The organism is Planococcus donghaensis (assembly GCF_001687665.2).
In the GTDB taxonomy this organism is placed as follows: domain Bacteria; phylum Bacillota; class Bacilli; order Bacillales_A; family Planococcaceae; genus Planococcus; species Planococcus donghaensis.
This window is the reverse complement of the sequence record NZ_CP016543.2, coordinates 3,046,546-3,066,871: the sequence shown is the minus strand read 5'-3', so window position 1 is coordinate 3,066,871 and position 20,326 is coordinate 3,046,546. Positions and strand designations below refer to the sequence as shown.

The following is a 20,326-nucleotide window of genomic DNA, read 5'->3' as shown; positions in this document are numbered from 1 at the left end:
ATGTTAATTGCTTTTACCAGTATTATAGCTTTAAATATTAAAAAACTATGCATTTTTGCATAGTTTTTTAATATTTAAAGTATTGTGACAATAAAATAATGGTGTTATAAATAGGTACAAGATTCAAAGGGGAAGGAGGTGTAAGGAAACTGGAAAATAGAAAATTGGCAGTTGCAGCTATTCAAATGAATGCCATTCCTTATGATCTTCAAGGGAATTTAGAGGAAGCAAAAAAACTAATAGAAGTAGCAGTTCAAAAAAACGCAAAACTAGTGGTGCTCCCAGAATTATTTAATACCGGCTATAGAGTAGAAGACAAAGACGTAGAATTGGCAGAAACGATTCCCGGTTACACGATTAATTGGATGGAACAGATTGCGAAACAGCATAATATCTACTTGTCGACGGCTATTCTAGAAAAAGGAGATGTTCAAGGAATTGTTTACGATACGGCGATTTTGGTTGGCCCGGAAGGATTAATCGGAAATTATCGAAAAACACACCTTTGGAATGTTGAGAATATTAGATTTGCTAAAGGAGATAACCTTCCAGTTTTTAAAACTTCTATTGGAAATATTGGACTTCAAATATGTTACGAAATTGGATTTCCCGAAGGAGCAAGAATTTTAGCATTGAAAGGTGCTGACATCATTTTATATCCATCAGCATTTGGAAAAGCTCGAAGATATGCTTGGGATATTGCGACACGAGCGAGAGCTTTGGAAAATGGAGTTTTTGTAATTGCCTCTAATAGAACAGGGATTGAAAAAGGAGAAACTGTATTTGGCGGCGGCAGTGCCATAATAGATCCTTTTGGAACGGTTTTAGTTTATACCGAAGAGGAAAGGGACGTTATCATTTCCGAAATTGACTTGAATCAAGTTACAGAGCAGCGGAGAACCTTGCCTTATTTAAGAGATTTAAATAAAACCTTATTTACGCAAGAGCTACAACAAATTCAAAAATCCTCTTATGAATAAAGTTATTCGCTTAAGTTAATTGTGGATTTAAAGCGCTTACAAAAAGTGCGTTTATAGCTGGATAAATAAACTTAATAAGAAAAGAGGGAGAACATGAGAAAAAATTCGCTGATTTCAAAAGATATTATACCTACAAAGGGAAAAAACAGAGTTATCTCTGGATGGGGATTTTTTAACATTTGGGTAGGGATGGCCGTCATTATCGCAACATTTCAAATTGGTGCCAACGGTATTGAATCGATGTCGTTATGGCAACTTGCAGGAGCAATTTTATTAGCAAACTTAATCATTGCCATCATTGGTAGTTTGAGTGGCGATATTGGTATAGAACATGGGTTGTCATTTGCAGCTTATATGCGCGCTCCTTTTGGAACAGCAGGAGTTCATATTCCAGCTATCAGTCGGGGAATAATTGCAGCGATATGGTTTGGAATTCAAACGTACCTAGGAGCAACAGCGATTAACTACATTGTGAATATGTTAACCGGTTTTGATTCTTGGTTTGTATGGTACTTAGTATTTGCAGCAGTTCAAATAATTAATACAGCTATCGGAATTAAAGCAGTAGATCGTTTTGCTGCTATTGCGGCACCGGCGATTATTGTGATATCTGTATGGATTTTCATTGATATGGTAGGGTTGGCCGCTGATAATGGGATAAACGTATTTAACTACGTTGGCACGACACAATCTACTACATGGTTCTTGGTTATGGTGGCCAATATGGGATTCTGGTCTGCTTTAGCTGTCGATATTCCAAATATTACTCGCTATGTAAAAGCACCAATGAATGAACGGAATTGGTTTAAACGAAACAAAAATAATTATTTGCCTCATATTATTGCATTGCCGCTCGTTCAAACTTTCATGGGTGTCATTGGAGCAGTCAGCCTTCTTGGAGCGGGGCTTTGGAATCCAATTGAAGTTATTCAAGCAACTTCTTCAGGCTGGGTCTTGATCATTCTTTTAACGATGGTCGTATTAGCTCAATGGTCAACAAACTCTGCAGCAAATTTAATCCCTGCTTCATTAACGTTCGTTAACGCAGGCGCTAAATTCAACTTATCTTATACGTCAGGAATTGTCATTGCTGGAGTAGTGGGTACCTTGTTCCAACCGTGGTCGATACTCAATCAGTTATTTACTTTCTTGGGTTATTACGGAGCCATTCTATCAGCAGTAGCGGGTATTATCATCTGTGATTATTACATCATTCGAAAAAGACGTCTTGCCGTTCAAGATTTGTATGATCCAAAAGGACAATTCAGATTTGATAAAGGTGTCAACTGGGCAGGGATGATTGCATGGATTGCTGCAGGCGGACTAGCAGTTTACTTTATCCAATACATGTACCTTGTAGGATTCCCGCTTGGTATTATTTTCTACTATCTATTGATGAAGTTCTGGTATCTGAAAAAACATCCACAAAAAGAAGTGGAATCCAACTATTCAGATGCTTACCTTGGCACAACAGTGGGCAGAGATTGGGAAGTGGAAGGTTTGGTTGAAGAACAGCCAAACTCAAAAGGAGATTGGGAAATAGATAAGTTGAATCCGGCAACAAACGATGTCGTAAAACCTTGATTTTTCTAAAGTATAATTTGATAACTTTAAAATATGATTAAAGGAGAGAAATGGAAAATGGCAAAAAAAGAAATTTTAGTGGCTTATGGAGTAGATGTAGATGCAGTAGCGGGGTGGCTTGGCTCGTACGGAGGAGAAGATTCTCCAGATGATATTTCTCGAGGGCTATTTGCAGGGGAAATAGGGGCTCCGCGCTTACTTGATTTATTCGATAAGTACAACTTGAAAACAACATGGTTCATTCCAGGACATTCTATCGAAACTTTTCCAGAGCAAATGAAAGATGTTCACACGAGAGGACATGAAATTGGAATCCACGGTTATTCTCATGAAAATCCGATTGCAATGACAGCTCAGCAAGAAGAAGCAGTGTTATTGAAATCTATCACTTTAGTAGAAGAATTAACCGGAAAAAAACCAACGGGTTACGTGGCACCGTGGTGGGAGTTTTCCAATATTACGAATGAGTTGCTTCACAAAAATGGCATTAAATATGATCATAGTTTAATGCATAATGATTTTTCACCTTATTACGTTAGAATTGGGGATAGCTGGACAAAAATTGACTATTCTAAGTCAGCTGAAGAATGGATGAAGCCATTGGTGCGAGGTAAAGAAACAAGTTTGATAGAAATTCCGGCAAACTGGTATTTAGATGACCTGCCACCAATGATGTTCATCAAAAAATCACCGAACAGCCATGGCTTTGTAAATCCTCGAGATATTGAACAAATGTGGATGGACCAATTTGACTGGGTTTATGAAAATATGGACCATGCCGTATTTACGATGACGATTCACCCAGATGTCAGTGGGCGGCCGCAAGTTTTGAAAATGCACGAACGAATTATTGAACACATTAACAAGCATGAGGGAATTAAATGGGTTACATTTGACGAAATTGCAGATGATTTTGCAAAGCGAAATCCGTTTAAAGGATAGACCTCATTTATAAAATAATCCGCTCTTATTATAAGAGCGGATTCATCTGTTTATACAACAAAGGAAAGGGTGGTTTTTGAATGTGCATTCTATGTGGAGAGTTCGTCATGCAAATACACTGGACTGACCAAACCTCGAATGATGATGACGAGATTCTAGTAGGTGATCTTCAAAGAAGTCGACACAGAACACGTCTGCAACGTGCTAAATTATCCAACAAAATCCTTCATTACTATCGTTTGAAACTGGAAGACTGGAATAGCAGTAAGTTTGTTTTACGAGACCTTAAAGGAAATCAAGAAATTGTCCATGACCTTGGTGCACTATGGGGAACCGCAGAAAAGATGATTGGGAGACCTGTAAATCCGCTAGATCCGCATTTGCTACAGCAAATTGAAGAAGAGCAACGGCAGCTACTAGGAGCGGAACAATCATGATAAAAACAAATAAGAAACCGATTACGATTATTACGGGTTGTTTAGGTAGCGGAAAAACGACTTTGTTGCGAGAACTACTAAAAGAACCTCAATTGCAGAATAATACAGCGGTAATTGTAAATGAATTTGGCAAAGTAGGGCTAGACCATCACTTATTGAAAAAAGCTGACGAAAAGACGACTCTTCTAAAAGGAGGGTGCATTTGCTGTAATAACCGTGAAGATCTAGAAAATGAACTTAAATCATTTTTAAGTATGGACCATAATAAAGAAGCAGCAATCAACCGGATTGTCATCGAAACAACGGGGATGGCTGATCCAGCTCCTATTCTATTTACGATTTTAACAAATCCACTGCTACAACATCATTACTATATTGATAGCGTGGTTGTAACTGTAGACACAAAGAACGGTATGCTTCATATGAAAAACAATCCGGAATTGATAAAACAAGTGATTGTGGCAGACAAAATTGTTCTAACTAAAACCGATATTTCAACAACGACAGAAAAAGAAATGCTGATTCAACAACTGAAAAGAATCAACCCATCTTGTGAAATACTAGAAGCCGTTCATGGCAATATTGATTTTGATGACTTAAAAGGAGATTATCGACAACTGTCACGCACTGTGGCAGAAAAAGAAATACCTGATTTAGAAAGCAAAAATCATTACTCTTCTACGATTCAATCTATATCTTTTACCTTTCATAACCCGTTGGATTGGACAGCTTTTGGCTTGTGGTTAAGTGCACTTCTTCATGCAAACGGCGAGGATATTCTTCGTGTCAAAGGGTTATTGGATGTTGGAGAAGAGGGGCCAATTGTTTTAAATGGAGTACAGCATATCATCCATCCTCCAGAACATTTGGATACTTGGCCAGAAGAAGAACATCACTCACATTTAGTATTTATATTAAGAACGATTCAGCCTTCAGAAATCGAAAGATCTCTGAAAGCTTTCCAATACTTTTTAGGAACAAATATTGATGTATTGGAGTTAAATGCGGCTCTTTAATCTAATAGGAATCTAAAAAAAGGAAAGAAAAGCTATTTCAATAGCATTTCTTTCCCTTTTTTTAATGGATTAGTTGGTACTCAAACTGATTTGTACAATACAGTAGAATAGGTGATCACAGGCTACCAAATTTTTAATGGAACTTTTGGAAATATTTACGATATAACTCCCCTTTATTTCAAAGAAAAGTAAGGTGAAAAGCTCAACTATCTTTTATAAAGTCATTTGTAGAAACGTAACTATCCTATACAATCTAGTATAAAGGAGAGGTGCTCTATGACAAAGATATTATTACTCTTAGCCAATGGATTTGAAGCTTCTGAAGCAAGTGTGTTTACGGATGTACTGGGGTGGAACAAGTGGGAAGGCGACGGCTCTACAGACGTGGTGACTGTCGGAAAGCATCCACAGCTACAATGTACGTGGAACTTTCAAGTGATTCCTGAGCAGCAGCTAAGTGACATTTCATTAGAAGAATTTGATGCTTTAGCGATTCCTGGCGGTTTTGAAGAAGCAGGATTTTATGAAGATGCATTTAGCGAAGAATTCCAAGAAGTAGTTCGTTATTTTGATGCGCACAAAAAGCCGATTGCTTCGATTTGTGTCGCTGCATTGATGGTGGCACATAGCGGTGTTTTGAAAAACAAAAGAGCCACAACTTACGATCACCCGACAAGTAAACGGCGTGATCAATTAAAACAATACGGTGTCCAAGTGATGGACCAGCGAATTGTTTGTGAGGATCACATTATTACTTCTGCAAACCCAGGAACAGCGTTTGATGTGGCTTTTAGACTGCTTGAAATGGTCACGTCAAAAGAGAATAAGGACAAAGTAAAAGAATTGATGGGATTTGCATGATGAGGTGTTAGACCATAAATAACCCCAGCAACCTTTTATAGGATGCTGGGGTTATTTGCATTAAAATAGCGATCTTTAGTGAATTGGATTTTTACTTGCAAGTTCTTTCGACAAGAGCTGAGAAAAATGATCGGTAGTGAGCGGTTTGCTAAACAGATAACCTTGAATTTCATCGCAACCAAGCTCTTTTAATAAGGCTAGTTGCTCTTCGGTTTCTACACCCTCTGCAATGACAGACATATTGAGTTTGTGACCGATCAACACCATCGCTTCGACAAGTGCTTCATCATGAGGGTTAGTCGCCATGTCGCGCACAAATGACTGCGCAATTTTTAAATTAGTAAGCGGGAATTTTTTCAAGTAGCTTAATGAACAATAACCCGTTCCGAAGTCATCAATAGCAAGATTTACCCCAAGGTCTTTTAACGCTTGCATGCGCAATAAGGCTAAATCGATGTCATCAACTGCCACGTTTTCCGTAATTTCTAACTCTAGCGAAGAGGCTGGGAAGCCAGTCTTTTCTAATGTACGCTCGACCATATCCAACAAGTCATCATCTAAAAATTGAAGAGGAGACAAGTTTACCGCCAACTTTAAGTGATGATGACCTCGATCGTGCCATAGTTTGGCTTGTTCGCAAGCTGTATTGAGAACCCATTCACCTAATGGCAGGATCAACCGAGTTTCTTCTGCTAATGGGATAAAGTGGGCAGGAGAAATGATTTCGTCTTCTGCTGTTTGCCAGCGGACCAATGCCTCCATCCCCGTAATTTCTCTTGTATGAGCATTAAATTGTGGCTGATAATGCAAGAGGAACTCTTCGTTGGCAAGGGCGCGACGCAGCTCATTTTCCAATGCAATTTTTCGTGAAACAACGAGTGACATATCGTCCGAGAAAAACTGGTAGTTGTTTTTTCCTTTTGCCTTCGCACTATACATGGCACTATCGGCGTGTTTCAATAATTCGCTTGTCGATGTACCATTATCGGGATAAATCGCGATTCCGATACTCATAGAGACGTGCAGTTCTTGATCCTTAATGGATAAAGCTTGTTGAAAAGCAGCTTGTATTCGATGAATGGTCGGCGTAATGTCTGCTTCATCTTGTATGTTATTAAGAATAAGTGTGAATTCATCGCCACCTTGACGTGAAATCGTATCAACAGAGCGCAGGTTTTCTGAAATTTTTCGGGAAAAATCTTGAAGCAGCAAATCACCAAACTCATGACCGAACGTATCGTTAATGTTTTTAAATCGATCTAAATCAATAAACACCACAGCGAGTTTTTTACCACTCTCATCAGCAGTAGCGATGGAAGACTCTAAATTTTTCAGGAATAGTCTTCTATTGGGCAAGCCGGTCAATTCATCGTGGTAAGCAATGTGTTCTACTTGGTGAATGACTTTTTCTAATTGTTGGTTTTTAGAAGTTACTTCTACCGTGCGTTGTGCAATTTTTTCTTCCAGCTCAGAAGTTAGTTGGTCATAATTGAATAACAATCTTCGGTTATCACGCAACGTGAAAATCTGTCTAGTGACGATTAGGGCAGTTGCCACAAAAGCCCCTGCTACCAACCCTCTCGTGTGTTTGCTTTCTTCAACAATAATAACGATAAACAGCATAAGTAAACTAAAATAAGGTAATAACATACGAACCGAAATTCGGTCTGTTATGTGCATAAAAGTCTTGCCAGAAACAGATTTTTTTATCGGGTCTAGCGAATACAAACCGGAAAATGCCACGAGCAATAGACTTAACGACCACAATGGATTATAGAAACTTTCTGCGCTGTAAGTATTTGCAACGGTGGAATACAAGTAAGCCGTATCGGCAAAAACTTGGAAAACCAACCCCGCAATTATCAAAATCAATACACGAGGTGATAATGTGTAAGAATAGCCAATATATAAACTAACCGCACCGAACAGAAGTAGTAAATCTCCAACGGGATAACCAATGGAGACGACGAACAAAAGCGGTGAAGCTGTGGCATCTGGAAGCAGAAGTTGAATTAGAAAATGCCAACTTAGAGCAGTTGAGACAGCAATGATAATCATCATATCAAAGATGAATTTAATTTGATAAGCGTTTTCTTTTTTCTGCATCAGGTGATAAATAAATGCTGCTAAGTAGAAGAAAATCTGAAGAAAGTAAAAAGGGTCTGGCCATCCAGGGTAATTGGGCTCTACATGAGAAATATTGTAACTATACACCCAAATGCCTTCAGCAATGGCATAGCTTAAACAACCGAGAGAAAGCAATAACCAGAAAAGACGTAGCCTGCCCACTGACTTTCGGTAAACGATAAACAAAGTCACAAAAGCTACGATTGGTGCCAACCATGAAATGAGGTTTTCCACTAGGACAAATTTGCTGTCACTTGTTCTACTCAAAAAAATCCAAGAGTAGTAAATGGAAATGTGTAGAAATATGTATAGACCGAACCAATGAATCGTACGGAAGTTAGTAATATCGTTCACCTCGTTTCAGACAATAGGATTGTTTCCTACCATACTATTGGATAGCGTGATTCTTATGCCTCCCATTATAAGACTTTTTTTGGGATAAGAGAATAGTTTTTAACCAAAATATGGTATTCGAAAGTAAGAAATATTCATTTTTTTAGAGTTTGATAATTTTTTTGTACAAAGTAAGTTTTCCTTTTAGGAAGATAGAGAATTTCGTTTTCTAATAATATAATATGTAAATAATTCCATTATTCACTCTATATGTTAAGTTGATAAAAGGAGGGGTAAAATGAAAAGAAAAGCGGCAGTAGCGATAGGTTTTGCATTAATAGTTTCTATCATTTTAAGTTTTACTATAGGAATGACATTTGGAAAAGGGCAGAATCCAGGTATCGCTAATGAGGAACATCGCTATGAATTTATATCGGCAAATGAAAATAACCTCATCATCTTTGATAAAAAAACAGGCGAGTATTGGAATAAGTTTATCCCATCGAATGAAGGACCTATGGATTGGGAAAAAGGCGATTTACCTATATAGAATACTTAAAGAAAGGTGGAATACATTGATATTACATACTGAACAAGTTGGATCAGGTGAGCCAATTGTGTTTTTACATACGGGATTACAGGCAGGAACTACTGATTTTGAGTACCAAAGAGAATACTTTAAAAGCTCTTTTCAAATCATTCTTCCTGATTTGAGGGGACATGGAAAATCGATTAACAATAATTTATCAAACTTTTTCGAGGACTCGGCTGTAGACTTATCTCATACATTAGATGCAGAAGGAGTGGAATCAGCTCATATAGTCGGAGCATCTTTAGGAGCGTTAGTAGGGTTATTTTTTGCTAAAAGGTTTCCGGAAAAAGTAAAGAGTTTGACGCTATCGGGTATTACTCCAGAAAAACCGGAGGACTGGCTCGAAATGCACAAACAGGAAGTTAGGTTTCAGACAGAATTGCTGGAAAATAACGAAGCTATTGCATATTTTGATCAATTGCATTTATCAGATTGGAAACACCTACTAGATGTCGTGCGTAATTCAGAGTGGTATCCGTTTGGTGAAACAAAAGATTTAACTGATATCAAATCACCGATTTTACTCATTGTAGGAGAAGGCAATCCAAATGAGACGAAAGGGGCGATAACATATCCGTTGATGCAAGATAATGTTCATGTTTCGATTATTCCATTTGCCTCTCACTTAGTCCATTCTGAACAACCAAAGCTCTATAGTGAGATATTAAATTTATTTCTAAGACAAATTATGGAGAGTGATTGAAGATTGTTTGCTTGCGTGGTTAATTGAGAGAGAGAGAGTGATTTTCTTGAATTTGCGGAAAATTAAAAGTTTTTATCCTGCAGAAATGAGAAACTTTTTCCTTTCTCGAAGCGCAGAGTGATTCCGGTTGGTGAATAGTCAGCATGTTCCTTGATCTATATTCTTGACTATTCAAAATAGAGTAACTATAATGAGGGGGTATGTAAGCGTTTTCCATAATAATTCCAAAAATATGTTCAATTCCAGAAAGTTAATAGTATGTGAAAAGAAGTTAAAATAGTTAATAAATTAAGCGTGAATATTTTTTTTGAGAAAAACTAAAACGTTTTCGTAAATTGAGAGAAGGTGACTTTTAATGATAAATTACTCGGTTGGGACGGGTGATTTGAAAAACTGGATTGTGGCAGAAACAGACTTTTCAGCTGATGTATTAGGAAAAAGTGAAGCCATTATGATGCTCGGAAATGGTTATATGGGACTTCGTTCTGCAACAGAGGAACCGTACATACAAGAAAAGAGAAATTTGTTCATCAATGGGACATTCAATAAATCTCAAGAAAATGAAGTGACTGAACTGCCAAATGCAGCTGATTTTACGCAACTCGATATACGGGTTGATGGGGAACGTTTTAGCCTAGAATTTGGAGAGACCAATGAATACATCAAACAACTCAATTTAAAAACAGCAGAATTGACTCGGTCATTCGTATGGGAATCTCCAAAAAAGAAAAAATTACAATTTAAATTCAGCCGTTTTGTATCGTTAAATAACATGCATTTGATAGCAATGAAGGTGGAAGTGGAAAGTCTGAGCCATTCAGTAGCGATTTCTTTCGACAGCGGTATTAATGGACAGATGACAAATTCGGGTGCACAGCATTTTCTTGAAGGAGAGCGAAGAATACTCGACGAGCGCTTTATCCAACTTAGTCAAAAGACGAGCGAATCTGATGTAGAGATGGTGTTCAACACCGTTCATCATTTTCGTTTCAACGGAGAGCCCACCTTACCAGTTGCAGACAAAGATATGCAACGCCGAAAAGTGTGGATGGCTTATGAGTTCTACTTGGAGCCTAATGACAAACTTGAGATGGAAAAGCTATCAACTGTGCATACGAGCCGGGATCAAGTAGTTGAGCAAAATTCGATGGATTTCGAGCAATTGCGCCAACTATCAATCGAAGAACTAAAGCAATATGAAGAAAAAGGGTATGATGTCCTTTTTAAAGAACATGTCAAAGCGTGGCATGACCAAGTATGGAAAAACTACAACTTTAAAGTGGAAAGTGATCATGCATTCGATCAATTAGCGCTTAGATTTTCTCTCTATCACTTAACGGCCATGCAACCGCCTTCCGGTTACGAGCATTTGGGAGTTGGAGCAAAAGCGATGAGTGGAGAAGGCTATAAAGGTCATACGTTCTGGGATCTTGAGATTTTCATCTTGCCATTCTTCATCTATTCCAATCCTACAGCTGCCAAATCATTGCTTACTTATCGGTATCATGGTCTTGCAGGAGCCAGAAAAAAGGCAGAAGAAAACGGTTATGCAGGCGCGATGTATCCTTGGGAGATGGCTTGGCCAGAAGATGGAGAAACTACACCTATATGGGGAGATATCGATATAGTAACAGGAGCCCAGTCGAAAATTTGGTCGGGTTTTATCGAACAACATATCTCCGCTGACATTGCTTTTGCAGTTTATCAATACGAGCAAGTTACAGGCGATAAAGAATTCATGGAACGTTGCGGGTATGAAATGATATTTGAAACCGCAAAATTCTGGAGTAGTCGACTGGAGTGGAACGAAGAGCGTGAACGATATGAAATCCATAACGTTATTGGACCTGACGAATATAAAGAGCACGTAAGCAATAATGCATTTACCAACTATATGGCGTATTTCAATTTGAAGCTTGCCGAACGCTATGCCGAACAGCTATCAGCTCAAAATCCGCAATTCTTAGAAACCTTTGACTTGGGAGATGCTAACTTGGATTGGAAGACCAAAGCGGAAAAGCTTTATTTACCGGAACCGCGAACTACGGACTTGATCATCCCGCAAGATGATACTTATTTGCAACTTCCAGAAATTGATCTTGCAAAATACAAAAATCAATCCAAGGTAAGAATGATTTACCGAGACTATAATTCAGAACAAATCAATGGAATCCAAGTAACTAAGCAAGCGGATACATTGCTGCTATTTTACTTACTAGAGCAAACCTTTCTTCAGCAAGACAGCCGTTTATCAAGTGCTGTCAAACAGGAAAACTATCAATTTTATGAACCGCGAACCTTGCATGACTCTTCTCTAAGTCTTGCGGTGCACGCTGTTATTGCAAATGATTTGGGAGAAAGTGATACAGCTTATTCATTGTTCCGGAAAGCATGTGAAATCGATCTTGGAGAACAAATGAACACTTCTGATGATGGCATACATGCTGCAGCAATCGGCGGCATTTGGACTTCTGCTGTTTTTGGATTTGGTGGGGTTAGGTTCTCGGAATCGACCTTGCAGATTAATCCCCGATTGCCGAAACAATGGCGCAGGATGCAGTTTGCAATTTGCTGGCAAGGAACAGCGTTAACGCTAGAAATCACCCATCAATCACTCAAAGTTACCGCGTATGACGGAGCGGTCACATTTGAAACAGACGGCAAAACTTATCACATCCAAAACGGGGAAATTGAAATACAAATTGGCCGTGAAATCGAGATTAATTCACATTAATTAGGGAACTAATAAAATGATTTACTCATTTTATTTCCAATAAAACAACCAAATCAAAGGGGGCATTACAGATGGTATTTAACAAAAAGTTTATGACGGGTGTAGCATTTGCTACGCTGATGACTGGATTAGCTGCATGTAGCGGGGGAGAAGAAGAAGCAAAAGAAGGTGGTTCTGAGAAAATCACGATTTTCCAGACAAAGGTTGAGATTTCTGATCAACTAGAGGCAGCTGCAGAAACCTATACGGAAGAAACTGGCGTAGAAGTGGAAGTTATCGGTACAACTGGGGATGATTATTTCCAACAGCTTCAAATTCGTCTTAATAATGGTACAGGACCATCGATTATGAGCCTCCAAAATTCAACAGTGGCAAAACGGGTAGAATCGTATGTATATGACTTGAGTGGAGAAGAATTCGTAAAAGATATCGCACCGAATATGGCATTAATGGTTGATGATAAATTAGTAGGGATTCCTTACGGCGTAGAAGGATTTGGCCTTGTTTACAACAAAGATTTAGTGAACCCAGAAGATATTCAAGATTACGAGTCATTTAATAGCACGTTAGAAAAATTTAAATCAGAAGATATCAATGGATTAGGGTTGTCGTCAGAAGCGTACTTCTTGATTGGCCATATTAGTAACTATCCATTTTCACTTCAAGAAGATCCAGAAGCATTCATGGATAGCTTGACTAGTGGGGAAGCGACAATGGCGGAAACTGAAGAGTTCCTTGAATTTGGTAAATTCATGGAGTCGATTAGAGCGAATACTCCAAGCCCACTTGGTGTTTCTTATGACCAACAAGTCGGTGATTTTGCAGCTGGTAAAACTGCGATGATTCATCAAGGAAACTGGGCATCAAGCTTGTTGAATGATTTCGACGTTGATTTTGAAGTAGGTATGGCGCCATTCCCACTTGAAGGAAATGATAAGCTTGCAGTAGGCGTTGGTAGCAACTGGGCAGTAAACTCAGAAAAAGAACAAGAAGAAATCGATGCAGCTATTGATTTCTTAGAATGGTTGCATACGAGTGAAACTGGTAAACAGATTATTGTTGAAGAGTTTGGCTTTATCCCAGCAATGACGAATATTGAAGCTAATGACTTGGATCCGTTATCGACAGCAGTATTTGAAGCTTCAAATAATGGTGAAACAATTCCATGGTCACATAATTACTATCCTGCAAACTTAGTACCGAATGATTTTGCACCAGCTACAGAAGAATTCTTTGCGAATGAAAAAGTCACAGGTGATGAATTCATTAGCAATTTGGATGCTGCATGGCAGAACGCAACAAAATAATCGTTTCACAGTAAAGGAGGAGAACACGCCTAGTCAGGCGTGTTCTGCTTTTTATCAGTTAAAGAACCTTTAATCAAAGAAAAGAGGGGAATGGATGTGACAAGCAAGAAGAACGTTGGTTGGTATCTGTTATTTACATTGCCATTGCTTATTATTTTTACCATCATCGTCGTAATTCCGTTTTTGATCGGAATCTATTATGCATTTTTTGAATGGGATGGAATTGGCGCAAATCCAAAAATATTCGTCGGTTTCGAAAATTTCCTTACGTTGTTCTCAGATGGTCGGTTTATGAAGTCGACGTGGCTTACTATCTTGTTTACGGTACTGTCCGTCATTTCAGTGAATATAGTAGGACTAGCATTTGCATTACTAGTCACTTCTAAATTACGACTGGCAAATTTAGCGCGTACCATGTTTTTCATGCCTTACTTAATCGGTGGTCTTATCTTAGGCTATATTTGGCAGTTTGTTTTTCTAGATGTTTTTGCAGCAATTGGTAAAGCGACCGGACTTGAACATATCTTCTTCAATTGGCTGATCAATGAGAACTTTGCCTTGTTTGCTCTTGTATTCGTTTTTACTTGGCAGATGGCAGGCTACGTCATGATTGTCTATATTGCTGGGATTCAAGGAGTACCTGGAGAACTAATTGAAGCTTCTAAAGTGGACGGTGCTAGCAAATGGCAACGATTGACGAGAGTTACATTTCCTTTGCTTATGCCCGCATTTACCATCAGTCTGTTTCTTACCCTTTCGTACGGCTTTAAGATCTATGACGTCAACTTATCACTGACGGGTGGTGGGCCAGCGAATGCAACAGAACTTTTTGCCATGAACATTTATAATGAAATCTTCGGTTACGGAAATTATGGGTACGGACAAGCTAAAGCTATTTTGTTCTTCATAATTATCTCAGCCGTTACTTTGACCCAAGTTTATATAACGAAAAAACGGGAGGTTGAAATGTAATGCGAATACTAAGCAAATGGTCGAAAGAAATTTTACTCGCTCTGACTGCTTTGATCTTTTTGTCTCCCATCTATATTATTTTTGTAAACTCGTTCAAAACAAGACAGGAATTATATGAAAATGCATTGGCTCTTCCTGGAGAATTCAGTTTCCAATACTATACGGAAGCGATGGAGAAGATGGATTTTGTAAATGCTTTTACCAATTCAATGGTTGTTACAATCGTTTCAGTCGTGCTGATTGTCATTTTGTCATCTATGACTGCCTGGATGCTAGCTAGGTCTGGAAATCGAATAAGTACCATCATTTTCATGACCCTTATTGCGACAATGTTAATTCCGTTTCAAACATTAATGATGCCGCTGATGCAATTAGTTACAGGGGTTACTAGAGACTTAGGAATTCCACTATATAATTCACTTAGTGGCCTAATTTTCATGAATATTGGTTTTAACGCTGCTCTGTCTGTTTTTCTTTACCACGGCTTTGTTAAATCGATTCCGATTTCATTAGAGGAAGCGGCAACGATTGATGGTGCTTCGAAGTTTGGAGTTTTCTGGAGAATCATTTTCCCGATTTTGACACCGATTACCGCCACCGTGATGATTTTAAATGTTATTTTGATTTGGAACGACTTTTTGTTACCTTCTTTGACATTAGTAGACAAAGAGCTACGGACAATTCCATTGTCTGTCTTCTACTTTTTCGGGGAGTTCACCATCGAATGGAATTTGGCCATGGCTGGATTGACATTGACAATTATTCCAGTAGTCATTTTTTATATACTGGCACAAAAATACATCATTAAAGGAATTGGGGAAGGTGCTGTCAAATAAGCTCTTCTTACTAGGAGGCGTAAACATGCAAGAAATGAATGGACTAATGGGTGTGATTTATACAGCGAGCGAATGGTTTTTGAAAATGACGATAGTCAATTTCATGTGGTTTTTAATGAGCTTGCCATTGTTTGCTGCGTTTATGATCTTCGACATCACCAATGCAACCGGACTCATCTTGTTTGGTTTGGCAGTTTTGGTATTTGTGCCCCTGTTGTTTTTTCCAGCAACGACTGCTGTGTTTGCGTCTGCTAGGGATTGGCTACTTGATCAAGATGTTTCCTTAGTGAAGCAATACGTAATTTCCTTAAAAGAAAATTATAAAGAAAGTTCTAAAATGGGTGTGCCTTTTGCTGCCATGTGGTTGAGTTGGTATTTCGGATACTTTTATCTCCGGTCAGGAAGCAGCATTATCGACTTACTGTTTCTACTAACAGGTCTTGCGTTGTTTGTGTATACTGTGAACTTCTTTTCTATCAGTGTCCATTACCGTATGAACAGCAAAGAACGCTTGAAAAATGCATTTTTTGTTTCCGCTGGAAGTCCATTGTTAAGTGTGTTTATTTTAGTGAGCAATGGCGTACTTATTTGGATTACTGGAGTAAAGTTGTTATGGCTTTTCCCGCTTTTGATTTGTTCATTGGGCGCTTTTCTGTCATTTTCGGTATTTTACCGTTTAACCTTACGTGTCAAAAATAAATATGAGGCCAAACCCTCCGCTTGAAAGCAATACTTAACTCGACGAATTCATATAGGAAGTGAAACTGTTTATGTCCACAATAAGAGATGTTGCTAAAAAAGCGGGCGTATCCGTTAGTGTTGTTTCGAAATCCTTTAACAATTATGCAGACGTAAAAGAAGAGACACGTCAACGTGTTTTAGCGATTGCGCAAGAATTGAATTATTCACCGAATATCAATGCCAAAAATTTATCCTCGAAAAAACAAATGACACTGGGGCTGATTTCCTCTGGTGTACTTAATAACAATGAAAATGATAGCAATGCTTTTAACATTTTCAAAGGTGTCTACCAGGAAGTTTCAAATAGCCGGTTTGAATTATCCATTTACTTAATCGATTCTCAGCAACAAAAACGTCAAAGTTATGTCCGTTATTGCCGAGAACGTCATATTGGTGGAGCGATTTTACAAGGAATTCGAACAGATGATCAGTATTACAAGGAGTTGATCGACTCTAGCATGCCTTGTGTGGTTCTTGATATCAAAGCTGAAACGGAAAATGGCTTAATCGGCAGCGTGTCTATTAATAATGCAGAGGCTTCCAAAGAAATAGCCATCCATCTGCTAGAACGGAATCATCGCGAAATAGTAGTCATGTCAGGTACACGGGAAACTTATGTCAATACAGAGCGCATGACAGGTGTTCGGGAAGCTCTCGATTTATACAATATGAACTTAAGTGACATTGATGTATTAGAAGCATCATTTTCAGAAGAAAAAGCATTTGAACTTGCACGTACCTACTTACAGAAAGAAAAACCTACTGCTTTTCTTTGTTTCAGTGATTTAATGGCTTTTGGTGTTATGAAAGCCGTAAAAGAAGCCGGCTTAAGGATTCCTGAAGACATTTCAATAACGGGTTTTGATGATCTGGTGCTCAGCCGTTATACACAACCGCTGCTTACAACGATTCGGCAAGATTTTGCGGAAATAGGTAAAATATCCGCTCGTTTACTTCAAGACATTATTGAGGGCAAGTTGGAAAAACAACATATTTGGGTTCCGCATCAATTGATGGATCGAGAAAGCGTAAAGCTTTTGCCTATAGATCCGTTAGTGGAACATGAAAAGAGGGAAATTACATGACACAAAAACCGGAACTATTCATATATGACTTAGATGGCATCCTGACCGACACAGCTGAATTCCATTACTTGGCGTGGCATAAATTGGCTGAAGAGCTTGGTATTTCATTTGATCGCCAATTTAATGAACAACTGAAGGGCATTAATCGCATGGATTCATTGGATCGCATTTTAGCGCTAGACCCTTCCAAAGGCCAATTGTCGACGGACAGAAAACTAGAGCTGGCGAGTCAAAAAAATGATTATTATTTAACATTGATTGAGGAAATTACACCTGCTCATATTCTTCCAGGAATGGTAGATTTTTTGGACGCCAATAAAAAAACAAATGCTAAAATTGCGCTTGGCTCAGCCAGTAAAAATGCGCCCGCCATTTTAGAAAAGCTGGGACTTACAAGCTATTTTGATTACATAGTAGATGCTGCAAAAGTAAAAAAAGGAAAACCGGATCCAGAAACATTCACTGCCGCTGCGGATGCATTAGGGATTGACTACTCAAACTGCATTGGTATAGAAGACGCCAGCGCGGGTGTAGAGGCTGTTAATCGAGCTGGCATGTTTTCGGTAGGGGTTGGTGATAGCGCACATCTTTCACATGCAGATTATTTAGTGGAGGACACGTTAAAGCTAAAGTTTGAAGATGTGCTCAGCCAATTTCATAAGAAAAAAGCTAGTTTGTAGAGGAGTGAAAGCATGACTTGGACATTGACGAAATTTGAACTTGATAATCCTAATCTATTGATAAACGAAAGTTTGCTGTCTTTAGGAAATGGCTATTTAGGAGTCAGAGGAAACTTTGAAGAAGGATACACAGAAGGATTTAAATCGATCCGTGGAGCCTATATCAATGCGTTTCATGATGAGACCGAGATTACGTACGGAGAAAAATTGTATGGATTTCCAACAAAGCAGCAAAAAGTGTTGAACATCATCGATGCGCAAACTGTCCAAATTTACTTAGACGGAGAACGGTTTTCGGTATTTGAAGGAGAGTTGGTTTTCTGTGAACGAAAGCTTCACATGGATGCGGGCTTTGCTGAAAGGATTGTCCACTGGATATCGCCACAAGGAAAAGAAGTTAAAATTCATTTTAGACGGCTTGTATCATTCGTCACAAAAGAATTGTTTGCGATTGATATTAAAATAGAACCGATTACGCCTATAAATAAAGTAGAAATCATTTCAACTTTAAATGGAGACGTGTCCAACTATGTCGACAAAGAAGACCCACGTCTTGCTTCTGGCCATACAAAACGTCTTCACATTACAGATGTGCGCCAAGAAGACCGTTACAGTGTAGTGAAAGATACAACTTACGAAACTAAATTAGATGTAGCTTGTGTATCTACAGCAATCATCCAGTCAGATAACGGGGAATATAGCAACAACGTGACCGACGTCGCTGTAGAAGAAACATTTATCATTGAAGATCAAAAGCCAGTACATTTCACGAAATTCGCGGTTTATACAGATACGTTGCGCCATGGCGATGACGTTACTAGCAAAGCAATAAAACTGCTGAAACAAGTGGAGAGCAAAACATTTGAAGAATTGTTGGGTGAGCAGAAAGCATATTTAGATGACTATTGGGCAATTTCTGACATCTCAATTGATGGAGATGAAAACGTCCAAGAAGGCATTCGTTTCAATCTGTATCAACTTCTTCAATCGGTAGGTAAAGACCCAGCAAGCAATATCGCTGCGAAAGGCTTGTCAGGTGAAGGTTACGAAGGACATTATTTTTGGGATACGGAAATCTATATCTTCCCAGTGTTCTTAATGACTAACCCGAAAATTGCTAAAAACCTGCTGCTCCATCGCTATTCAATCCTAGATAGTGCGCGGCAACGAGCAAAAGAAATGGGCCATGAAAAAGGCGCGTTATTTCCTTGGCGAACCATTACAGGGCCAGAAAGTTCAGCGTTTTTCCCGGCAGGTACGGCACAATACCACATTAGCGCCGATATCGCTTATAGCTATATCCAATATTATTTGGTGACTCAAGATGAAGAATTCCTGAAAGATTATATGGCGGAAGTGTTATTCGAAACCGCCAGATTATGGGCAGAAACTGGTCATATGCAAAATGGCGAATTCCGTATTGATAGTGTTACGGGCCCTGACGAATACACGTGCATCGTCAACAACAACTACTATACAAACGTTATGGCAAAACACAATTTACTGTGGGCAGCCAAAGTTTATAACCACTTAAAAGAAAACGATAGCGAACGATTACAGCAACTGACCGGTCAACTTGAAATGACGGAAACGGAAGTTGTCGGCTGGCAAACAGCAGGAGAAAACATGTATTTGCCTTACGATGACACGCTTAAAATCAACGCGCAAGATGATAGCTTCTTGAAAAAAGGTCGTTGGGATCTGAAAAGCACACCGGCTGAAAAATTCCCATTGCTGTTGAATTACCATCCGTTGACTTTGTATCGCTCTCAAGTGCTTAAACAAGCCGATACAGTACTTGCACATTTCCTACTAGAAGATGAGCAGGATTTCAAAACGATGAAAAATTCTTATGATTATTACGAATCGATTACCACACACGATTCGTCGCTGTCTTCATGCGTTCATAGCATCATGGCGTCTAAATTGGGTTACCATGACAAGGCCTATGCGTACTTTAACGAAACCGCGCGTTTAGACTTAGAAAATACCCATGGTAACACGAAAGACGGGCTACACATGGCGAATATGGGCGGAACGTGGCTCGGAATTGTTTATGGATTTGCTGGATTGCGCTTGAAAGAGAGCGGCCTTTCCTTTGTTCCAACTTTACCGGCGGAGTGGAATTCCTACGAATTCCGACTACAGTACCAAGGTCGACTGCTAAAAATACGTAAAGACCGAGAGACGACTAGTTATACGCTTTTGCGTGGAAATCAATTGACCATTACTCACGGCAGCCAACAACTTGTTCTTAAAGACGGAAAAGAAATGGTTGTTGAATAAGGTAGGGAATTAAAACAGTAACTCATTAATTAATTGTATATGAAAAAGCCATCTTGGAAATCAGTTGATTTCTAAGATGGCTTTTTTGAAAATAATTTATAAAGAACTTT

17 protein-coding genes are annotated in these 20,326 nt (G+C 38.8%); 16 read left to right on the top strand and 1 reads right to left on the bottom strand.

Features of this window, described 5'->3' with window-relative positions; genetic code table 11:
- Positions 1-164: 164 nt before the first annotated feature.
- The 6 genes from BCM40_RS15060 (at position 165) to BCM40_RS15035 (ending at position 5,820) form a co-directional block, all read left to right on the top strand.
- Positions 165-980, top strand: coding sequence for a carbon-nitrogen hydrolase family protein (locus BCM40_RS15060; RefSeq protein ID WP_238323736.1), 816 nt, complete (start codon positions 165-167; stop codon positions 978-980).
- A gap of 93 nt (positions 981-1,073) precedes the next feature.
- The gene (locus BCM40_RS15055) at positions 1,074-2,564 is read left to right on the top strand and encodes an NCS1 family transporter (protein ID WP_065525157.1); all 1,491 of its coding nucleotides are present in this window, start codon (positions 1,074-1,076) and stop codon (positions 2,562-2,564) included.
- Between the two features lie 57 nt (positions 2,565-2,621).
- On the top strand, positions 2,622-3,506 hold the full coding sequence (locus BCM40_RS15050; RefSeq protein WP_065525158.1) for a polysaccharide deacetylase family protein: 885 nt from the start codon (positions 2,622-2,624) through the stop codon (positions 3,504-3,506).
- A gap of 107 nt (positions 3,507-3,613) precedes the next feature.
- Complete coding sequence (locus tag BCM40_RS15045; RefSeq protein ID WP_083394542.1) at positions 3,614-3,943, top strand: hypothetical protein; 330 nt, start codon at positions 3,614-3,616, stop codon at positions 3,941-3,943.
- Complete coding sequence (locus BCM40_RS15040) at positions 3,940-4,959, top strand: CobW family GTP-binding protein (protein WP_065525160.1); 1,020 nt, start codon at positions 3,940-3,942, stop codon at positions 4,957-4,959. The genes BCM40_RS15045 and BCM40_RS15040 overlap by 4 nt, the downstream gene beginning before the upstream one ends.
- A 276-nt stretch (positions 4,960-5,235) precedes the next feature.
- A complete protein-coding gene (locus BCM40_RS15035) occupies positions 5,236-5,820 on the top strand; it encodes a DJ-1/PfpI family protein (protein ID WP_065525161.1) in 585 nt (194 codons plus the stop codon).
- A gap of 75 nt (positions 5,821-5,895) precedes the next feature.
- Here the strand turns inward: BCM40_RS15035 and BCM40_RS15030 are convergent, their stop codons facing one another.
- Complete coding sequence (locus BCM40_RS15030) at positions 5,896-8,181, bottom strand: putative bifunctional diguanylate cyclase/phosphodiesterase (protein ID WP_083394541.1); 2,286 nt, start codon at positions 8,179-8,181, stop codon at positions 5,896-5,898.
- 397 nt (positions 8,182-8,578) lie between these two features.
- On the opposite strand from BCM40_RS15030, the gene BCM40_RS15025 reads away from it, so the two are divergent.
- The 10 genes from BCM40_RS15025 (at position 8,579) to BCM40_RS14980 (ending at position 20,216) form a co-directional block, all read left to right on the top strand.
- On the top strand, positions 8,579-8,830 hold the full coding sequence (locus tag BCM40_RS15025; RefSeq protein WP_065525162.1) for a hypothetical protein: 252 nt from the start codon (positions 8,579-8,581) through the stop codon (positions 8,828-8,830).
- A 25-nt stretch (positions 8,831-8,855) separates the two neighbouring features.
- Positions 8,856-9,575, top strand: coding sequence for an alpha/beta fold hydrolase (locus BCM40_RS15020; protein WP_065525163.1), 720 nt, complete (start codon positions 8,856-8,858; stop codon positions 9,573-9,575).
- 355 nt (positions 9,576-9,930) lie between these two features.
- Positions 9,931-12,309, top strand: a complete 2,379-nt coding sequence (locus BCM40_RS15015) for a glycoside hydrolase family 65 protein (protein ID WP_065525164.1) — start codon at positions 9,931-9,933, stop codon at positions 12,307-12,309.
- Between the two features lie 71 nt (positions 12,310-12,380).
- Positions 12,381-13,616, top strand: a complete 1,236-nt coding sequence (locus BCM40_RS15010; protein WP_065525165.1) for a sugar ABC transporter substrate-binding protein — start codon at positions 12,381-12,383, stop codon at positions 13,614-13,616.
- 90 nt (positions 13,617-13,706) lie between these two features.
- Positions 13,707-14,588, top strand: a complete 882-nt coding sequence (locus BCM40_RS15005) for a carbohydrate ABC transporter permease (RefSeq protein WP_065525166.1) — start codon at positions 13,707-13,709, stop codon at positions 14,586-14,588.
- Entirely contained in the window at positions 14,588-15,424 is an 837-nt protein-coding gene (locus BCM40_RS15000) for a carbohydrate ABC transporter permease (RefSeq protein ID WP_065525167.1), read from the top strand. Before BCM40_RS15005 ends, BCM40_RS15000 begins: the two co-directional genes overlap by 1 nt.
- A 25-nt stretch (positions 15,425-15,449) precedes the next feature.
- Positions 15,450-16,148 (top strand): YesL family protein, encoded by a 699-nt coding sequence (locus BCM40_RS14995; RefSeq protein WP_065525168.1) that lies wholly within the window; start codon positions 15,450-15,452, stop codon positions 16,146-16,148.
- A 46-nt stretch (positions 16,149-16,194) separates the two neighbouring features.
- Complete coding sequence (locus tag BCM40_RS14990; RefSeq protein WP_065525169.1) at positions 16,195-17,250, top strand: LacI family DNA-binding transcriptional regulator; 1,056 nt, start codon at positions 16,195-16,197, stop codon at positions 17,248-17,250.
- The gene (pgmB, locus tag BCM40_RS14985; RefSeq protein ID WP_065525170.1) at positions 17,247-17,930 is read left to right on the top strand and encodes a beta-phosphoglucomutase; all 684 of its coding nucleotides are present in this window, start codon (positions 17,247-17,249) and stop codon (positions 17,928-17,930) included. Before BCM40_RS14990 ends, pgmB begins: the two co-directional genes overlap by 4 nt.
- Positions 17,931-17,942: 12 nt before the next feature.
- Entirely contained in the window at positions 17,943-20,216 is a 2,274-nt protein-coding gene (locus BCM40_RS14980) for a glycoside hydrolase family 65 protein (protein WP_065525171.1), read from the top strand.
- Positions 20,217-20,326 lie beyond the last annotated feature (110 nt).

What these genes read in the sequence shown, in the direction of transcription:
- BCM40_RS14995 (WP_065525168.1), top strand. Translation starts at nt 15,450, where the DNA reads ATGCAAGAAATGAATGGACTAATGGGTGTGATTTATACAGCGAGCGAA.
- BCM40_RS15015 (WP_065525164.1), top strand. Translation starts at nt 9,931, where the DNA reads ATGATAAATTACTCGGTTGGGACGGGTGATTTGAAAAACTGGATTGTG.
- BCM40_RS15055 (WP_065525157.1), top strand. Translation starts at nt 1,074, where the DNA reads ATGAGAAAAAATTCGCTGATTTCAAAAGATATTATACCTACAAAGGGA.
- BCM40_RS15035 (WP_065525161.1), top strand. Translation starts at nt 5,236, where the DNA reads ATGACAAAGATATTATTACTCTTAGCCAATGGATTTGAAGCTTCTGAA.
- BCM40_RS14980 (WP_065525171.1), top strand. Translation starts at nt 17,943, where the DNA reads ATGACTTGGACATTGACGAAATTTGAACTTGATAATCCTAATCTATTG.
- BCM40_RS15045 (WP_083394542.1), top strand. Translation starts at nt 3,614, where the DNA reads ATGCAAATACACTGGACTGACCAAACCTCGAATGATGATGACGAGATT.
- BCM40_RS15010 (WP_065525165.1), top strand. Translation starts at nt 12,381, where the DNA reads ATGGTATTTAACAAAAAGTTTATGACGGGTGTAGCATTTGCTACGCTG.
- BCM40_RS14990 (WP_065525169.1), top strand. Translation starts at nt 16,195, where the DNA reads ATGTCCACAATAAGAGATGTTGCTAAAAAAGCGGGCGTATCCGTTAGT.
- pgmB (WP_065525170.1), top strand. Translation starts at nt 17,247, where the DNA reads ATGACACAAAAACCGGAACTATTCATATATGACTTAGATGGCATCCTG.
- BCM40_RS15040 (WP_065525160.1), top strand. Translation starts at nt 3,940, where the DNA reads ATGATAAAAACAAATAAGAAACCGATTACGATTATTACGGGTTGTTTA.
- BCM40_RS15005 (WP_065525166.1), top strand. Translation starts at nt 13,707, where the DNA reads ATGGATGTGACAAGCAAGAAGAACGTTGGTTGGTATCTGTTATTTACA.
- BCM40_RS15025 (WP_065525162.1), top strand. Translation starts at nt 8,579, where the DNA reads ATGAAAAGAAAAGCGGCAGTAGCGATAGGTTTTGCATTAATAGTTTCT.
- BCM40_RS15000 (WP_065525167.1), top strand. Translation starts at nt 14,588, where the DNA reads ATGCGAATACTAAGCAAATGGTCGAAAGAAATTTTACTCGCTCTGACT.
- BCM40_RS15050 (WP_065525158.1), top strand. Translation starts at nt 2,622, where the DNA reads ATGGCAAAAAAAGAAATTTTAGTGGCTTATGGAGTAGATGTAGATGCA.